The 16,309-nt window shown below is 42.5% G+C and carries 17 protein-coding genes; 14 read left to right on the forward strand and 3 right to left on the reverse strand.

Annotation, left to right across the window (positions count from 1 at the left end; genetic code table 11):
- Nucleotides 1-8 precede the first annotated feature (8 nt).
- The 9 genes from ACSBL2_RS05250 to ACSBL2_RS05290 all read left to right on the forward strand — a co-directional run bounded on the left by ACSBL2_RS05250 (nt 9) and on the right by ACSBL2_RS05290 (nt 6,173).
- Nucleotides 9-1,097 carry a Glu/Leu/Phe/Val family dehydrogenase gene (locus tag ACSBL2_RS05250; protein ID WP_442590618.1) on the forward strand — a complete coding sequence of 363 codons (1,089 nt, stop codon included), beginning with the start codon at nt 9-11 and terminating at the stop codon, nt 1,095-1,097.
- 92 nt (nt 1,098-1,189) lie between these two features.
- Nucleotides 1,190-2,083, forward strand: a complete 894-nt coding sequence (gene nusB / locus ACSBL2_RS05255) for a transcription antitermination factor NusB (protein WP_442590619.1) — start codon at nt 1,190-1,192, stop codon at nt 2,081-2,083.
- Nucleotides 2,084-2,164: 81 nt separating this feature from the next.
- Nucleotides 2,165-2,635 (forward strand): DUF1573 domain-containing protein, encoded by a 471-nt coding sequence (locus tag ACSBL2_RS05260; RefSeq protein WP_442590620.1) that lies wholly within the window; start codon nt 2,165-2,167, stop codon nt 2,633-2,635.
- 23 nt (nt 2,636-2,658) lie between these two features.
- Complete coding sequence (gene yajC / locus ACSBL2_RS05265) at nt 2,659-2,979, forward strand: preprotein translocase subunit YajC (protein ID WP_442590621.1); 321 nt, start codon at nt 2,659-2,661, stop codon at nt 2,977-2,979.
- Nucleotides 2,980-3,063: 84 nt separating this feature from the next.
- On the forward strand, nt 3,064-4,011 hold the full coding sequence (locus ACSBL2_RS05270; protein WP_442590622.1) for a CdaR family protein: 948 nt from the start codon (nt 3,064-3,066) through the stop codon (nt 4,009-4,011).
- Nucleotides 4,011-4,598 (forward strand): dephospho-CoA kinase, encoded by a 588-nt coding sequence (gene coaE / locus ACSBL2_RS05275; protein ID WP_442590623.1) that lies wholly within the window; start codon nt 4,011-4,013, stop codon nt 4,596-4,598. The genes ACSBL2_RS05270 and coaE overlap by 1 nt, the downstream gene beginning before the upstream one ends.
- Nucleotides 4,599-4,605: 7 nt before the next feature.
- A complete protein-coding gene (locus tag ACSBL2_RS05280; RefSeq protein WP_442590624.1) occupies nt 4,606-5,547 on the forward strand; it encodes an MBL fold metallo-hydrolase in 942 nt (313 codons plus the stop codon).
- Nucleotides 5,547-5,705 (forward strand): DUF5522 domain-containing protein, encoded by a 159-nt coding sequence (locus ACSBL2_RS05285; RefSeq protein ID WP_442590625.1) that lies wholly within the window; start codon nt 5,547-5,549, stop codon nt 5,703-5,705. The genes ACSBL2_RS05280 and ACSBL2_RS05285 overlap by 1 nt, the downstream gene beginning before the upstream one ends.
- A gap of 18 nt (nt 5,706-5,723) precedes the next feature.
- Nucleotides 5,724-6,173 (forward strand): MarR family winged helix-turn-helix transcriptional regulator, encoded by a 450-nt coding sequence (locus ACSBL2_RS05290; RefSeq protein ID WP_442590626.1) that lies wholly within the window; start codon nt 5,724-5,726, stop codon nt 6,171-6,173.
- On the opposite strand, the gene ACSBL2_RS05295 is transcribed toward ACSBL2_RS05290, so the two are convergent.
- The 3 genes from ACSBL2_RS05295 to ACSBL2_RS05305 are packed head-to-tail and all read right to left on the reverse strand — an operon-like array spanning nt 6,170 to nt 8,198.
- A complete protein-coding gene (locus ACSBL2_RS05295) occupies nt 6,170-6,907 on the reverse strand; it encodes a ZIP family metal transporter (protein WP_442590627.1) in 738 nt (245 codons plus the stop codon). The genes ACSBL2_RS05290 and ACSBL2_RS05295 overlap by 4 nt on opposite strands.
- Nucleotides 6,907-7,470: a phosphatase PAP2 family protein gene (locus ACSBL2_RS05300; protein ID WP_442590628.1), complete on the reverse strand. Its 564-nt coding sequence runs from the start codon at nt 7,468-7,470 to the stop codon at nt 6,907-6,909. The genes ACSBL2_RS05295 and ACSBL2_RS05300 overlap by 1 nt, the downstream gene beginning before the upstream one ends.
- Entirely contained in the window at nt 7,467-8,198 is a 732-nt protein-coding gene (locus ACSBL2_RS05305) for a class I SAM-dependent methyltransferase (protein WP_442590629.1), read from the reverse strand. Before ACSBL2_RS05305 ends, ACSBL2_RS05300 begins: the two co-directional genes overlap by 4 nt.
- A 144-nt stretch (nt 8,199-8,342) precedes the next feature.
- Here ACSBL2_RS05305 and glmM point away from each other — a divergent pair, with 144 nt between their 5' ends.
- From glmM to ACSBL2_RS05330, 5 genes are all read left to right on the forward strand, one after another.
- The gene (gene glmM, locus ACSBL2_RS05310) at nt 8,343-9,731 is read left to right on the forward strand and encodes a phosphoglucosamine mutase (RefSeq protein ID WP_442590630.1); all 1,389 of its coding nucleotides are present in this window, start codon (nt 8,343-8,345) and stop codon (nt 9,729-9,731) included.
- 7 nt (nt 9,732-9,738) lie between these two features.
- On the forward strand, nt 9,739-10,887 hold the full coding sequence (locus ACSBL2_RS05315) for a cysteine desulfurase family protein (RefSeq protein WP_442590631.1): 1,149 nt from the start codon (nt 9,739-9,741) through the stop codon (nt 10,885-10,887).
- A 333-nt stretch (nt 10,888-11,220) separates the two neighbouring features.
- The gene (locus ACSBL2_RS05320) at nt 11,221-11,421 is read left to right on the forward strand and encodes a hypothetical protein (RefSeq protein ID WP_442590632.1); all 201 of its coding nucleotides are present in this window, start codon (nt 11,221-11,223) and stop codon (nt 11,419-11,421) included.
- Nucleotides 11,422-11,588: 167 nt separating this feature from the next.
- The gene (locus ACSBL2_RS05325; RefSeq protein ID WP_442587651.1) at nt 11,589-13,124 is read left to right on the forward strand and encodes an IS1182 family transposase; all 1,536 of its coding nucleotides are present in this window, start codon (nt 11,589-11,591) and stop codon (nt 13,122-13,124) included.
- 400 nt (nt 13,125-13,524) lie between these two features.
- The gene (locus tag ACSBL2_RS05330; RefSeq protein ID WP_442590633.1) at nt 13,525-15,819 is read left to right on the forward strand and encodes a GH92 family glycosyl hydrolase; all 2,295 of its coding nucleotides are present in this window, start codon (nt 13,525-13,527) and stop codon (nt 15,817-15,819) included.
- The last annotated feature ends 490 nt before the right edge of the window (nt 15,820-16,309 follow it).

The raw sequence follows: 16,309 nt of genomic DNA on the forward strand, positions 1-16,309 counted from the left end.
GAAATCATATGTCTGCTAATACTACCGTAGTTACGTCAATTTTAGATCAATTAAGTTCTTTAGGGCATAAGAAAGTCGTTTTTTGTAATGATCCGGATACGGGCCTGAAAGCCATTATTGCTGTGCATGATACCACCCTGGGGCCTGCTTTGGGCGGAACAAGGATGTGGAGCTATGCAACAGAGGCAGAAGCGCTGGAAGATGTGCTGAGACTATCAAGGGGTATGACCTATAAGGCGGCCATCACAGGGCTTAACCTGGGTGGTGGGACTGCCGTCATTATTGGCGATTCAAGAAAAGGCAAATCGGAGGCAATGATGCGCAGTTATGGTCGTTTTATTAAAAACCTTAACGGTGAATTTATCACGGCGGAAGATGTTGGGACAACAATGAGGGATATGGAATACATCCGTATGGAAACCAGCCATGTGACCGGTGTACCGGAATCTATTGGTGGGGCCGGAGATCCGTCACCTGTTTCTGCAAAGGGAGTTTACCTGGGGATTAAAGCCTGTGTAAAGGAGGTGTTTGGAACAGATGTCCTTGCCGGCCGTTCTGTAGTGGTACAGGGCATTGGCAGTGTGGGAGAGCATTTGGTAGAGCTGCTCAGAAACGATAATGTGGAAGTCTTTGTCAGTGATATCAATGAGGAACGTTTGCAGTATGTGGCTAAAAAGTATAAAGCAAAAGCTGTTGAAGCAGATCGGGTATTTGGCCTTGATGTGGATATCTATGCGCCATGTGCACTGGGAGCGACCGTAAATGACAGTACGATCCCTAAGATGAAGTTCGCCATTATAGCAGGTTCAGCAAATAATCAGCTGGCGAATGAGCAGACCCACGGACAGCTGTTGCTGGAGAAAAATATTCTTTTTGCACCAGACTACCTGATCAATGCAGGCGGGCTGATCAATTGTTATTCGGAACTGACCGGTTATGGGAAAAAACGGACCATGCAGCTGACAGAGAATATATATGAGGCCACCAGGAATGTGATCAAGCTCTCCAAAGCAGAAAATATACCTACTATCCGTGCCGCAAACAGGATAGCAGAACAAAGAATAATAGATATAAAGAAAATAAAATCATCATTTTAAATAACCGGTAACCATACCAACTCGTTCTTACATTCATGTTAAACAGAAGGCACTTAAGAATTAAAGCTTTGCAAAATATTTTTGCTTGGCAAATGACAGACAAAAAAGATTTACTTTCCTCAAAGAAAGCATTAATGAAAAGCATTGATGATGTATATGAAATGTACATCAGGATGCTGGCACTGATTTCCGAAATTACGGAACATACGGCCATTGATGCTATTGAAAGGGCAAATAAACATTTCCCCACTGCGGAAGACCTTAATCCTAACCAGAAATTATTGCACAATAAATTTATTGTGCTGTTGCAAAAAAGTCCGGAATTTCAGGCTGCCGTGAATAAATATCAGGTGAACTGGAATGCAGAACCAGGATTTATTAAAACGATCTACAACAAGCTTAAAGCTACACCAGAATATGCTGCTTACCTGGAAGACCCGGATGACAGCCTGGAATCTTCTAAAGAAATTATCAAATTCATTTTCAGAAAAATCATCCTGAAAAGCCAGAATATCATTCAGGCTTTTGAAGATAAATTTATCAACTGGCCTGTAGATAAGGAAGTGATGCAGGGAATGGTTGCAAAAACGATTAAGAACTTTATCAACGAAGATCCTTTCAAGAATAAACTGACCCCGATCAGTGCCGACTGGAAAGAAGACAGCAAGTTTGTGGAAGATCTTTTTGTATATACCCTGAAAAACAATAATGAATACCAGGGACTGATTGCGGAACGGACTAAAAACTGGGAATCTGAGCGTATTGCCCTCATGGACACTATCCTGATGAAAATGGCGATCTGTGAGCTGATGAACTTCCCTTCTATTCCTGTGAAGGTGACGATCAATGAATACCTGGATTTATCCAAAGATTACAGTACACCGAAAAGTAATTCATTTATTAACGGTATTTTGGACAAAATTTTAGGGGATCTGAAACGGACCAATAGCATTAAAAAATTGGGTCGCGGTTTAATTGAAGAATAAAAAGAGGAAAACATCAGCTGGTCATCATGCTGACTGGATCCCTCATAAAGGCTTTATCCGCTTTAAAATAAATGATATAAGATGAGAAGAATATTTTTATTGGGTTTGCTGGCAGTTTCATTTGCTGCCTGTAACCGTACAAAAACCGCTACTGAAACTGAACAGGCAGCACAATCCAATGCTCAGGTAGCTGATGGTGCTACTCCTGTTTCCGTGGCTTCACCTGATGCTGCAGTGCTTAGTTTTGAAAGCGGCATGTACAACTTTGGTAAGGTTTTGCAGGGAGAGAAAGTAACGCATGAATTTAAATTCAAAAACACAGGCAAAAGTCCTTTGATCGTGACCAATGCGACAGCAACCTGTGGTTGTACTGTTCCTGAGATTCCTAAGGAGCCTGTAAAACCTGGAGCTACCGGAGTGATAAAAGTTGTTTTTAACAGCGCGGGGAAAATGGGAATGCAGGATAAGATCGTTACCGTGACATCAAATGGTAATCCTTCCACGTCTGAAGTTCACCTGATTGGAGAAGTGAAGGAAACTTCAGGTACATAATTTAATAACAACAAACAAAGAATATGATATCAACAGTAATTTTACAAGCTGCCGGCGGCGGTAGTATGTTAAGCACATTGGTTCCAATGGTTTTAATCATGATAGTATTTTATTTCTTCATGATCAGACCACAGGTAAAAAAAGCAAAAGACCACAAGAAACTGGTTGCTGAATTAAAAAAAGGAGATAAGATTGTCACTACTGCAGGTATCCACGGCAGGATTGTAGATATGAATGAGCTTACTTTTCTCATTGAAGTGGAAAGCGGAGCAAAAATCAGATTTGATAAAACTGCTGTTTCACTTGATGCGACTAAAGCTACCCTGGAAACACCAAAAGCCTAGAAAGCTTATACTTGTGTTTAAAACACTTAAAGCCGCTCCTTTCAGGTGCGGCTTTTTTTATTAAAATTTGTTTACTTTGCAGTTATGCCATTCATTAAACTTACAAAAATAGAGCGCAAGCGTTTTTTGGCTTTAGTTACCTGTCTGCTTCTCGCAATCGCCGGCTGGCTTTTTATGGCTTTAAATAATAAGTATGTGTACACGGCTAAGACGGTGCTGGTGTACAGGAACTTCCCCCAGAATAAAGCTTTTCACCCCCTGCAGTCCGATACAGTCGATTTACAGGTAGAAGGTACCGGATGGCAGCTGCTGTTTGCCCGTCTCAGGGTGAATCCGCAATCGATCAGCATTAGCCTGGATAAACTCAGCAGCAGGAATTTTATCCTGTTTTCCGAGCAATTGTATAATGTGAACGGACAGCTGGAAACCTCACAGAAAATCATCTCTGTCAGGCCTGATACCTTATACTTTGATTTCTCTAAAAGAACAGTAAAGCGGGTGCCTGTAAAACTGGTGACCAACCTGAAGTTTTCCAGACAGTTTGGGATTACGAACGACATTGAATTGACACCCAGTTACGTGACGGTTTCCGGTCCACAGGAAGAAATCGGAAAGATCAATGAGTGGAATACCGATACCCTGACCTTGCATGATATCCATGATTCCATTATTACCAGGGTGCCGATGAAACAGAATGTCCTGAAGAACGTGAATATCTTTCCTGCAAGTGTGGAAGTGAAGCTGCCTGTAGATGAATTTACCGAAAAGACAATTGAGGTTCCGCTGAAAATCCTGAACAACAAACAGTATTATAATGTAAAGCTTTATCCAAAGAAAGTAAAGATTACCTTTATGGTGGCTTTGTCCAGTTACCAGCAGGTGAATGAGGATTTCATTGAAGCCGCTGTGGATATGGAGGAATGGAAGGTTCAGGGGCATGACCAGTTTACGGTTAAGTTGACCCGTTTCCCCGACTATTGCAAGCTGGTTAAAATGGAACCGGAAAAAGTTGATTTTATTATAGAGAAGTAATGCTTAAGATAGGTATAACAGGGGGTATTGGCAGTGGAAAAACTACCGTTTGCCGGATATTCGAAACGTTAGGGGTTCCGGTCTTTTATGCGGATACCGCGGCCAAACAGGTGATGGTCACTGATCCGTTGCTGATAGCAGGGATCAAACAAACTTTTGGTTCCGGTAGCTATGATGAATCCGGTCAGTTGAACAATAAATATATTGCCCATATCGTCTTCAATGACGCTGCGGAACTGGCTAAATTAAATGCACTGGTTCATCCTGCAACATTCAGGGCTTTTGAGGAATGGACAAAAAATGTTCCTTCCCATACCCCTTATATCCTCAAGGAAGCAGCACTGCTTTTTGAAAGTGATTCTTACAAAATGTGTGACCAGTCTATTTTGGTTACCTCTCCTACGTCCGACAGGATACAGCGTGTCATGACACGCGATAACGTGACCGCAGCGCAGGTACAGTCAAGGATGGATAAACAGTTCAGTGATGAGCAGAAGGCTGCAATGGCCGGTCATACCATCAGAAATGAGGAGTCTGTATCCCTGATCCTGCAGGTGCTCGATTTACACCAACAATTTATAAAATAATTATTAAATGATATTGAACGACTTTTTAGTGCCAACTAAAATTGGCTTGTTTTGTGCCTATGGTAATTTTTACCTGGATCCAAAGGAAGCAGTGAAGGAGGCAGTAATTTCTCATGCCCATGGTGACCATGCCGTTGGTGGAAACCTTAATGTGTATTGTACCGATGCCACTGCGCAGTTTATGGTACACCGGTATAAGAAGTTTGCGGCAGTAAATTTTCATGTCAGGGATTACCACCATGAATTTGTGCTGAACGGCGTGAAAATCAGCTTTATTCCTGCCGGACATATCCTTGGATCGGCATTGATCATGATGGAATTTGAAGGGGTAAAATACCTGTACACGGGAGATTATAAGCTGCAGCCGGATCCGACCTGCGAGCCGATTGAGTTTGCTGCGGCAGATGTCCTGATTACGGAGACTACTTTTGCTAACCCTGATACCAGCCATCCGGATCCCGTGGAGGAAATCAAAAAACTGAATTCCACGTCGGTAAATATTATGCTTGGTGCCTATGCCCTGGGTAAAAGCCAGCGCCTGATACGCCTGATCAATGACCACTGTCCGGAAAAAAGAATCCTGGTTCACCACAGTATTGTCCCTTTTATCAAGATCTATGAGAAATTCGGCATTGATGTGGGCAGGTATGAAGTGTACGACAGGAAAGTCATGAAAGCGAATCCGGCCAACCTGATTTACATGGTACCCCCTATGGTTTACCGCAGTTATATCAGGGCGATCAATGTCATCCGGGTTTTTGTGACCGGATGGAAACATTTACAAAACAAAAATGAATTGCAGGTGTATATATCGGATCATGTCGACTGGCAGGAAATTGTGGGAACTATTGAGCGGGTGAAGCCCAGGGAAGTGTGGACAACGCATGGCAGTGGTATCCAGCTGAAAAGTTTTTATGAAAACATTTTAGAAGTTAAATTGCTTAGTTGATGGAAGAGGGTACAGATTATTATTTTAATACCGAAGGACTGATGGTTTTTACTGCTGCATACCACCTTAAACGTGGATATTGCTGTAAGAACAAATGCAAACACTGTCCCTGGAACTATGGAAAAAATAAAAATACTGCTGCCGGTTTAAAAAAATAAATGTAAGCTAAACAAACGATGCAGATTAAGGAAGAAGCGAAGGCACCCAAATATGAAAGTGTATTTCAACAGGCTATGGTCAATGTGTTTTTTACACATAACTACTGCAATGAAAAGATGAAACAGGCATTTGTGCCCTATGATATCACTACACAGCAGTTCAATGTACTCAGGATCTTACGGGGACAGTTTCCGAAGCCCTGTACCATTAATTTATTAAAATCACGGATGCTGGATAAAATGTGCGACGCTTCCCGTATTGTTGACCGCCTGGTGCATAAAGGATTAGTGAAAAAGGAAGTGAACCCCTACGATAAACGTGCAGTGGATATCATCATCAGTGATAAGGGCCTGGAACTACTAAAGAAGATGGACGACGAAGTCAGCCTGTCTTCCATTTTATCGCCCAACCTCAGCCATGAGGAGGCGGAGCAATTGAATAAATTACTGGATAAGATCAGGCGTTAATGGTGATGTCCTGATCCTGTACCTGAAGAATAAAATCCAATCAGTGCGACGGCTATACCCAGCAGTACAGCCAGCATTTTTTTTCGGGAAACCTTATGGTCTACACTTGATTCGAAGAGGATGGTTGTGGAAATATGCAGGAAGATACCAATCACAATACCCATCATTTTATTGAAATAAGCTTCAATGCCACCTATGCTTCCATTGCTGATCCCATAACTTAAACAAAATCCCAATGGAGCCATTACCGCAAAAATGGCCACATAAAAGATGATGGACTTCCGGTCAAATTGGTTTTGCACCAGGATACTGGAGAGGGCAAAAGCTGCCGGGATATGGTGCAGGGAGATCCCGAAGATCAAAGCATTGTGCTGGTCGGCCGCCAGGGGCATACCTTCCAGGAAGGCATGCAGGCAGAGGCTGATCATGATGCCATAAGGAAATGCTTTCGTTTCATGGTGCCTATGGATATGGCCGTGTTCCACACCCTCAGAAAACTGCTCAAGGAAGATCTGGAGCAGGAAACCAATCAGGATGAAGATACCTATCTGTTCATGGTCCGGGCCACTGTAGGCTTCAGGAATAAGATGAAGAACAGTGATGGCAAATAAATAAGCCCCGCTAAAGGAAAGAATCAGTTTCAGTAACTGTGATTTGTCACTTTTGACAAAAAATATCGTAAGGCCCCCAAGAAAGGCGCAAAGAAACAAAACGAGAAGTTTCCAGATTTCCATTATCGTACCGGTTGTAATTTTCTATATATTTTCCCTGTGAAAAGCCCTATTGCCGTTCCCAGTAATGCTCCTGCCATGGTATCTATAGGGTAATGTACACCTACATAGATCTGTGCAAAGGAAATGATAAATGCCCAGGCAAGCGCCAGGGGTAAAATGGGTTTCCACCTGGGATAGAATACCATGATCAGAAATACGGCAATGGCAAAATGATTGGTCGCATGCGAGGAGGGGAAACTGTATCCGCTGCCGCAGGGAACTCTGTGGATGATGTCATTGACAAGGGTAACTTCATTACATGGCCTGACCCGCGCAACAGCTGGTTTGATGATCCTCGCGGAAATCAGGTCGCCCAGGGCGAAGGTCAGCAGAAGCATCCCGATGATATACCACCCATTTTTTTTATACTCTTTAAAGCAGAATATAATAATAAACAGATATAACGGCGACCAGAAGTAACGGTTACGCACTAAAGGTAGTAACCAGTCGAAAAATCCGTTCGCCAGTCCCCTGTGTATACTCAGGAAAAGCTCTACATCAAACTCATGTAAGGACGTCATCATATTTTTTTACACACAAGAATAAGTCTGTCGGATTTCATTTCATCAAACTCCTCCAATCCGTAACTGCCAAAAGTTGCCGTGATTTCCAGTCCGCTTTTTTCCAGCATACGCTGAAAATCGGTCTGTGAAAAGGCCTGCACCCGTTCTTCAAAGGCAAAATGTTTACCTTTGTGTTCGAAATCTATATTCTTGATGATTTTGCCCTCCGTGACATATTTATGGATATTGAAATCAATGCCTTCCACGGTTTTTATCTCGCGGTGGGTAAGGTTTTTCAGGATTTTTTGGGTGTTAAAATAGTCAATCACCACTTTTCCGTCAGCTTTGATACTTTTCCTGAATGCTTTCAGGGCACTCACATGATCTTTTTCCGTGTCGAAGTAACCGAAGCTGGTAAACAGGTTCAGTGCAATATCGTAGTAATTGATATAACCCAGTTTACGCATGTCATGTACAAAGAAATGCAGTTGCTTGGACTCAAACTGGCGTGCATATTTGATATTCTGTTCGGAAAGGTCTATCCCGGTCACATCAAAACCTTTTTTCTGGAGGTAGATCGCATGTCTGCCTCTGCCACAGGCGATATCCAGTATCCGGCTTTCTGCAGGAGGTTTCAGATAAGCAGTTAAGTTATCAATTAAGAATTCGGCTTCCTCATCATTTCGCTGACTGTATAGGATATGATAGTAAGGGGAGTTAAACCAGTATTGAAACCACTTTCGCTGCATAAAGAACCTGATATAAAATGATGCTTAAAAAAAAACAAATATAGTAATTACTGTTGCAACGGTTGGATATTTACTTTCAATTGTTTTTTATATGGTCCCTGCTTCTTAAATTTTTGCTATTTTTGCTAAACAAATATTAAAGCGTTGACACTCATAAAATCTATCTCCGGAATCAGGGGTACCATCGGCGGAATCGCCGGGAATGGCTTAACACCAATCGACATTGTGAAATTTACCGCGGCTTACGGCTCATGGGTAATTCAGCATACACAGATAAAAAAAATTGTAATCGGGCGTGATGCACGCATTTCAGGGGATATGGTCAATCACCTGGTCACCGGAACCTTACAGGGTTTGGGGATAGCAGTGGTCGACCTGGGACTTTCCACCACTCCAACAGTGGAAATCGCTGTGCCTATGGAAGGAGCCGGGGGTGGGATTATCCTGACTGCAAGCCATAATCCCAAGCAATGGAATGCACTGAAGCTGTTAAACAGTGCCGGTGAGTTTATCAGCGATGCGGATGGGCGTGAGATCCTGGAAATGGCCGAGCGGGCAGATTTTTCTTTTGCCGAGGTGAATGAGCTGGGAAAAGTAACAATGGACGATTCCTACCTGCAGAAGCATATTGATGCCGTGCTGGCATTGCCATTGGTGGATACGGAGCTCATCAGGAAGGCCAACTTTAAAGTGGCGATCGACTGTGTAAATTCTACCGGAGGCATTTTTGTCCCTGCGCTGTTAAAAGCACTGGGCGTAGAAAATATAGTTGAGCTGTACTGTGACCCAAATGGGGAGTTTCCGCATAATCCGGAGCCGCTGCCGGAAAATCTAACTGAAATCGCCAAAGTCGTGCAGCAGCAAAATGCTGACCTGGGAATTGTAGTCGATCCGGATGTTGACCGTCTTTGTTTTGTCTGTGAGGATGGATCTATGTTTGGTGAAGAGTATACCCTCGTGGCTGTTGCCGATTATATCTTAAAAAATACACCGGGAAATACGGTCTCTAACCTGTCGTCTACACGGGCGCTAAAAGATGTCACCCTGAAAGCAGGTGCGGAATACCATGCTTCCGCTGTGGGGGAAGTCAATGTGGTGAACCAGATGAAAGCGACCGGGGCGATTATTGGTGGTGAGGGGAATGGCGGGATTATCTATCCGGAATCACACTACGGGAGGGATGCCTTAGTTGGTATTGCCCTATTTTTAACGCATCTTGCGAAGTTTGGTAGATCTGTTTCCTTATTGCGCAGCAGTTACCCTAACTACCATATTTCTAAAAATAAGATTACGCTTACACCGGAAATGGATATAGATGCCTTATTGGTTAAGGTGCAGGAAAAATATAAAAATCAGCCGAACAGTACTATTGATGGGTTGAAAATAGAGTTTGACAATGAATGGGTACATCTCAGGAGGTCAAATACAGAACCGATTATCCGAATATACAGTGAGGCAGAAAATGAAACTGTGGCAGAGAACCTTGCGAAAAAGATAATTTCGGATATTAAAGAAATTTTAAAATTGAATTAAAATACACATGAACAGGATCTATTTAGATAACGCTGCAACAACACCACTTGATAAGCAGGTAATGGCCGAGATGGTTAATGTGATGGAGAATTATTATGGAAATCCTTCATCTATTCATGCACAGGGCCGTGAGGTGCGTACCCTGATTGAAAAATCAAGAAAAACTGTTGCAGGCTTGTTAAATGCAGTTCCTGCAGAAGTGTTTTTTACCTCTGGTGGAACTGAGGCCGATAATACGGCCATTCGTTGTGGCATCGCTGCATTTGGGATTAAACATGCCATTACGTCGAAAATTGAACACCATGCCGTAGAACATACCATGGAACAGTTGTTGAAAGACGGAGTCATTGATAAGCTGAGTTTCGTGAATATTGACGGCAAGGGAAATCTTGATTATGCCCACCTGGAGCAGCTTTTACAGGAAAACGGCCGCTCATTTGTTTCCCTGATGCATGCCAACAATGAATTGGGTACACTGAATGATATCGAGCGTATAGGTGATCTCTGCGAACAATACGATGCCATCTTCCATAGTGATACGGTACAGACAATGGGGCATTATGTTCACGATGTGAAGAAGCTTAAGGCACACTTCATTGTTTGTGCTGCCCATAAGTTCCATGGGCCTAAAGGCGTAGGATTTATCTATGTCAACCACAAAGTTAAGATCAGTCCCATGATATTTGGCGGTGCCCAGGAACGCAATATGCGTGGAGGTACAGAGAATGTGTATGGAATTGTTGGTCTGGCAAAGGCAATGGAAATTGCTTACGCTGAAATGGAAGAGCATAAAACCTATATCCAGGAACTCAAAACCTATATGAAGGAAAAGTTAATGGCGGAGGTTCCCGGAATTAGTTTCAATGGAGAAACTGATCCAGAGAAAAGTCTGTATACGGTACTTAACGTTTCCTTTCCGGAGATGGACATGGCAGATATGCTGTTGTTCAACCTGGATATACAGGGAATATCTGCCTCTGGTGGGAGTGCCTGTTCTTCAGGTTCAAATATAGGTTCCCATGTCCTTACCGGTATTGGTGTAGACCCTAACCGGCCATCGGTACGTTTCTCTTTCAGTAAGTTCAATACCAGGGAAGAACTTGATTTTGTAGTAGAAAAAGTGAAGCATATTGTTGAACAGAATATTACAGTTTAATAGGCTTGCATTAGCGGTAGGTGGTAATACTGTACAGCGGAGGAATAACCCAGCTGACCAAAGCCCATAGCATCCAATATTAAAGAGGCTGCTGCAGGGGAGGACAGACGAAAATAGAAAAACAAGGCCGGTCATGATGAATGATACGGCCTTTGTTTTTGGCCGAGCAGCGCATAAACATTCTACACAGGCCTTTTGGGGGCTTTTGCAGGAAAAAATTAACCGGTTATGGATCCCCGGATCTTACAGGGGATTTGAATTTAATCAAACAATGCGCATACTTACCTGTTTATAAGAGTAATTCAACTTATTAATTCATTAAATACATCTATTATGATTACTCCTGAAGAACAATATAACGAAGAAGAAGAGAAAAAGACCGTTTATAAAGAAACCACAGATGATGATGAACTGACCAGTGGAGAGACTTCCACGCCCTCATCAAATTCGGCATTTGCCCGTCAGCCTGAGCGTAAAAACAAACCGCTTGGATCCAGTCATGAACCTGGTGTGACGCCTGGCAGAGAATTTTAAATTATATACGCATAAAATAAACTGACGAGGCTGTATCATAAATCATGATCAGCCTCTTTTTTTATTTATAGCTTCTGTCTCTGCTTATTTTTTATAACATTTTTTCGCAGCACTATTGACACAATTATTTGATTTTCATATATTTAATGTATTAAAACACACTAGATATGGCAATCAGAGAACCCGTATTTAAGCCCTATAACCAACAGCAGATTCTTGCCATTCCGCCCACTCTTGATGAATTAATTCCTGATTCCCATCCTGTTAGAGTTGTAAATGAGGTGATTAATAAGATTAGTATAGAACCTCTTCTAAAAGCCTACCACATTAAAGGCAGTTCCAGCTATCATCCCCAACTTTTGCTTAAAGTTCTGGTTTATGGTTATCTCACCAATATCTATTCGAGCCGTAAGCTGGCTGCCGCTTGCCGTGAAAGCATCTACTTTATGTGGCTGAGCTCCATGAGCTACCCAGATCACAATACCATCAACCGTTTCCGGGGTGTACGCCTGAAACATGCCCTTCGCAGTGTATTTGAGGATGTGGTAAAACTACTTGCCGCTGAAGGCTTATTAAGTATTGAGGAAATCAATACCGACGGGACTAAGATCGAAGCCAGTGCCAACAAGTACACTTTTGTCTGGAAGAAATCCATTCAGACCAATAAGGAAAAAATGAAAAAGCAGCTGACCCACATTTGGGAATATGCGCAACAGGTGGCCAGTGATGAAGACAAGATGCCTGAGCCGCCTGATTTTAAACAGATTGATAGTGAGAAGGTAAAGCAAGCTGTAGAGCAGCTGAATGAAAAGCTTGCCGGGCAGAAAGATATAGACAAGAAAGTGAAGGATAAGCTAAAGTATGTAACTAAAAATTATCCGCAGAATATAGCCAGATATGAAGCTCAGGAGGCTATTTTGGGCGAGAGAAACAGTTATAGTAAGACAGATACAGATGCTACTTTCATGCGGATGAAAGAAGACCACATGAAAAACGGACAGCTGAAGCCCGGCTATAATGTACAGATATCTACCTCTAACCAGTTTATCGTCAATTACACGATACATCCCAACCCAACCGACACGACTACCCTGAAGATCCACCTGGAACAACACGTAAGCAGCTTTGGAAAAGCACCAAAGAAACTTACAGCAGATGCAGGCTATGGTTCTGAGGAAAACTACCAACTGCTGGAAGATCAGAAAGTTGAGGCTTTTGTGAAATATGGCATGTTCGATAAACAGCAGAAGGGTAAGTACAACAGCAAATCTCCTTTTGGGGCAGACAAACTTTTTTATAACCAGCAGCAGGATTGTTATATCTGCCCAATGGGCCAGCAAATGCTCTCAATCGGGTCTTACACAAAAAAGACGACAACAGGCTTTAAGCAAACCCTTAAAAGATACCAGGCAAGGAATTGTGAAAACTGTCCTATGAGAGCAGTTTGCCATAAATCAAAAGAGAACCGCATCATTGAAATCAATGAAAACCTGAACAGGCTTAAGCAAAACGCATTCGAAAAGCTGAACAGCGAAGAAGGAATACAGCGGCGAAAGAAACGATGTTATGATGTAGAACCTGTCTTCGGAAATATCAAACAGAACCACGGGTTCCGCCGCTTTAGGCTCCGTGGAAAGGAAAAAGTGGCCATCGAATGGGGCTTACTCGCAATTGCACAAAATATCAGAAAAAAAGCAGCCTAAAAGAGCTGTTTCATTGACCTTTTTCAAAATCAGATGACTAAAATGCAAATGAACGCGTTGGTGTCCAGAGATGGTACAAAACTTACCCATCATAAAAAAAGGCTGCATCATCTAATTTGATACAGCCTCTTTTTATGTACGGCATATTTTTATATAGCGTAATGGCCCATTGTTTCGGAGCACAAGCTGTAAAATCAGGTTGGTATGCAAAAGCCTGTGGAATTTTTGAATGGCTGATCATTTCTATTTCCTAAATAAATTGAATAGTATTGTGTAACTAAAACGATTTAATCCTTTATTTTAGAAACGAAAATATCAATTAGCGTATATCAGTAGCAGGAACCACATTTTTTAATGCTTTTGATGCGTAAATTGAATACTAAATTATAACACACATAAAATGATAAAGCAATTTCTATCCGTATTATTATTTTCTGCGGCAATACCTGTACTGGCTCAGAAGACTGATCACATCACTGATCCTGTAGAATGGATTAATCCATTGATGGGTTCTGCAAGTAAACCGGACCTGTCTAACGGGAATACCTATCCAGCCATTGCTGTACCATGGGGAATGAATTTCTGGACCCCTCAGACCGGTAAGATGGGGGATGGCTGGGCATACACCTATGATGCTGACAAAATAAAGGGATTTAAACAAACCCATCAACCTTCACCATGGATGAATGACTACGGACAGTTTTCTGTGATGCCGGTTACCGGTAAAAAAAGATTCACACAATCGGACAGGGAGAGCTGGTTTTCCCATAAGGCAGAAACGGCCAAACCCTATTATTACAGTGTTTACCTGGCAGATGCAGATGTGACCACTGAGATTACCCCAACGGAAAGGGCAGCACAGTTCCGTTTTACCTTTCCTGCTTCCGATAGTTCCTATGTAGTGATCGATGCTTTTGACAAAGGGTCATACATCAAGGTCATTCCAAAAGAGCGTAAGATTGTGGGCTACAGCACCCGTTATGCAAGGGGGCCTTTACCCAATTTTAAGAACTACTTCGTCATTTATTTTGATAAAGCTTTTGTTTCTGCCGAAACCTGGCATGGAAATACTCTTGCCGGAGATACACTGGAATTAAAAAGTGACCATTCAGGAGCCATTATAGGTTTCAAAACTAAAAAAGGGGAACAGGTGGGAATGAAGGTAGCTTCGTCATTCATTAGTGTGGAGCAGGCAGATATCAGCCTGAAACGCGAGCTTGCGGGTGATAGTTTTGAGTTGACGAAACAAAAAGCGAAGACCGTATGGAATAAAACGCTGAGCCGGATTGCTGTAGAAGGTGGTACAGTGGATCAAACCCGTACTTTTTACTCCAGCCTGTATCGTACGGTGTTTTTTCCCAATAAACTGTATGAAATCGATGCTGCGGATAAAATTGTACACTGGAGTCCCTACAACGGTAAAACGCTGCCGGGATACATGTTTGCAGGTACAGGTTTCTGGGATACTTTCCGGGCCTTATATCCCTTCCTGAACCTTGTTTATCCTGCAATTAATAAAGAAATGCAGGAAGGCCTGATCAACGATTACAAAGAAGGCGGCTGGTTGCCAGAATGGTCCAGTCCGGGTTACGCCAATATTATGGTAGGCAATAACTCTGCCTCGGTAGTCGCCGATGCTTATATCAAGGGCATACGTGGTTATGATATTGAAAAGTTATATGAAGCATTGCAGCATGGGGCGAACAACGAGGGACCGATTGAAGCGGTAGGAAGAGCAGGGGTGAAGTATTATAATGATCTCGGTTATGTCCCTTATGATGTTAAAATTAATGAAAACGCCGCGCGGACTTTAGAATATGCCTATGATGATTTTACGATCTATCAACTGGGTAAAGCCCTGAATAGACCGAAATCTGAAATAGGGATTTATGCCAAAAGGGCGATGAATTACAAGCACCTTTTTGATCCTTCGACAGGATTAATGCGGGGGAAAAACAAAGACGGGTCTTTCCAAAGTCCCTTTAACGGATTCAAATGGGGGGATGCCTTTACTGAAGGGAACAGCTGGCATTATACCTGGTCAGTTTTTCAGGACATAGACGGCCTGGCTAAACTGATGGGGGGAAAAGAGAAATTCGCCATGAAGCTTGATTCCGTGTTTTCTTTGCCTCCTGTCTTCGATGACAGCTATTATGGTGGAGTCATCCACGAGATCAGGGAAATGCAGATTGCAAATATGGGGCAATATGCGCATGGCAACCAGCCTATTCAGCATATGACCTACCTGTATAACTATGCGGGACAGCCATGGAAAACCCAGTACTGGGTAAGGGAGGTGCTGGACAGGATGTATAAAGCTACACCTGACGGATATTGCGGGGATGAGGATAATGGGCAGACTTCAGCGTGGTACGTATTTTCTGCGCTGGGATTTTATCCTGTGACCCCTGCTGTGGATCAATATGTTCTTGGCGCACCTTTGTTCAAAAAAGTAACCCTGAACCTTGAAAATGGTAAACAGGTAATTATCAATGCGGCCAATAACAATGCCAGCAACAGGTATATCCAGACTTTGAAACTCAATACCAAAGACTATACAAAAAACTGGCTGAGCCACTCTGAATTGCTGAAAGGTGCAGTCCTGGATTTCCACATGTCGGCTGAACCCAATAAGAAGAGAGGGGTGAATACCTCCGACTTTCCATATTCTATGTCAACTGACAAGGATTTGTAAAGACAGTACGGGGATATTGTAAGGATAGGCTATTGCAGTAAATTAAAAATGGCAGTTAAGGTTTAAATGATAGAATCATTCAAACCTTAACTGCCATTTTTTCTCATAAACCCTGCTTCATAACTACTTCAGCAGGTAACCGTGTAAAACCTTCTCCCCATTTCTTCTCATAAACCCTGCTTCATAACTACTTCAGCAGATAGCCCTGTAAAACCTTCCCGCCATATCTTCTCATAAATCCTGCTTCATAACTACTTCAGCAGATAACCCTGTAAAACCTTCCCGCCATTTCTTCTCATAAATCCTGTTTCATAACTACTTCAGCAGATAACCCTGTAAAACCTTCCCGCCATTTCTTCTCATAAATCCTGCTTCATAACTACTTCAGCAGATAACCCCGTAAAACCTTCTCCCCATTTCTTCTCATACACCCTGCTTCATAACTACTTCAGCAGATAGCCCTGTAAAACCTTCCCGCCATTTCTTCTAT

Source organism: Pedobacter sp. AW31-3R, from assembly GCF_052180285.1.
Classification (GTDB): Bacteria; Bacteroidota; Bacteroidia; order Sphingobacteriales; family Sphingobacteriaceae; genus Pedobacter.

Bases quoted from the DNA above. Each gene is read 5' to 3' on its own strand.
- ACSBL2_RS05250 (WP_442590618.1), top strand. From the start codon at position 9: ATGTCTGCTAATACTACCGTAGTTACGTCAATTTTAGATCAATTAAGT.
- ACSBL2_RS05305 (WP_442590629.1), bottom strand. From the start codon at position 8,198: ATGCAGCGAAAGTGGTTTCAATACTGGTTTAACTCCCCTTACTATCAT.
- ACSBL2_RS05295 (WP_442590627.1), bottom strand. From the start codon at position 6,907: ATGGAAATCTGGAAACTTCTCGTTTTGTTTCTTTGCGCCTTTCTTGGG.
- ACSBL2_RS05315 (WP_442590631.1), top strand. From the start codon at position 9,739: ATGAACAGGATCTATTTAGATAACGCTGCAACAACACCACTTGATAAG.
- nusB (WP_442590619.1), top strand. From the start codon at position 1,190: ATGACAGACAAAAAAGATTTACTTTCCTCAAAGAAAGCATTAATGAAA.
- ACSBL2_RS05260 (WP_442590620.1), top strand. From the start codon at position 2,165: ATGAGAAGAATATTTTTATTGGGTTTGCTGGCAGTTTCATTTGCTGCC.
- ACSBL2_RS05290 (WP_442590626.1), top strand. From the start codon at position 5,724: ATGCAGATTAAGGAAGAAGCGAAGGCACCCAAATATGAAAGTGTATTT.
- yajC (WP_442590621.1), top strand. From the start codon at position 2,659: ATGATATCAACAGTAATTTTACAAGCTGCCGGCGGCGGTAGTATGTTA.
- ACSBL2_RS05285 (WP_442590625.1), top strand. From the start codon at position 5,547: ATGGAAGAGGGTACAGATTATTATTTTAATACCGAAGGACTGATGGTT.
- ACSBL2_RS05270 (WP_442590622.1), top strand. From the start codon at position 3,064: ATGCCATTCATTAAACTTACAAAAATAGAGCGCAAGCGTTTTTTGGCT.
- ACSBL2_RS05300 (WP_442590628.1), bottom strand. From the start codon at position 7,470: ATGATGACGTCCTTACATGAGTTTGATGTAGAGCTTTTCCTGAGTATA.
- coaE (WP_442590623.1), top strand. From the start codon at position 4,011: ATGCTTAAGATAGGTATAACAGGGGGTATTGGCAGTGGAAAAACTACC.
- ACSBL2_RS05330 (WP_442590633.1), top strand. From the start codon at position 13,525: ATGATAAAGCAATTTCTATCCGTATTATTATTTTCTGCGGCAATACCT.
- ACSBL2_RS05325 (WP_442587651.1), top strand. From the start codon at position 11,589: ATGGCAATCAGAGAACCCGTATTTAAGCCCTATAACCAACAGCAGATT.
- ACSBL2_RS05280 (WP_442590624.1), top strand. From the start codon at position 4,606: ATGATATTGAACGACTTTTTAGTGCCAACTAAAATTGGCTTGTTTTGT.
- ACSBL2_RS05320 (WP_442590632.1), top strand. From the start codon at position 11,221: ATGATTACTCCTGAAGAACAATATAACGAAGAAGAAGAGAAAAAGACC.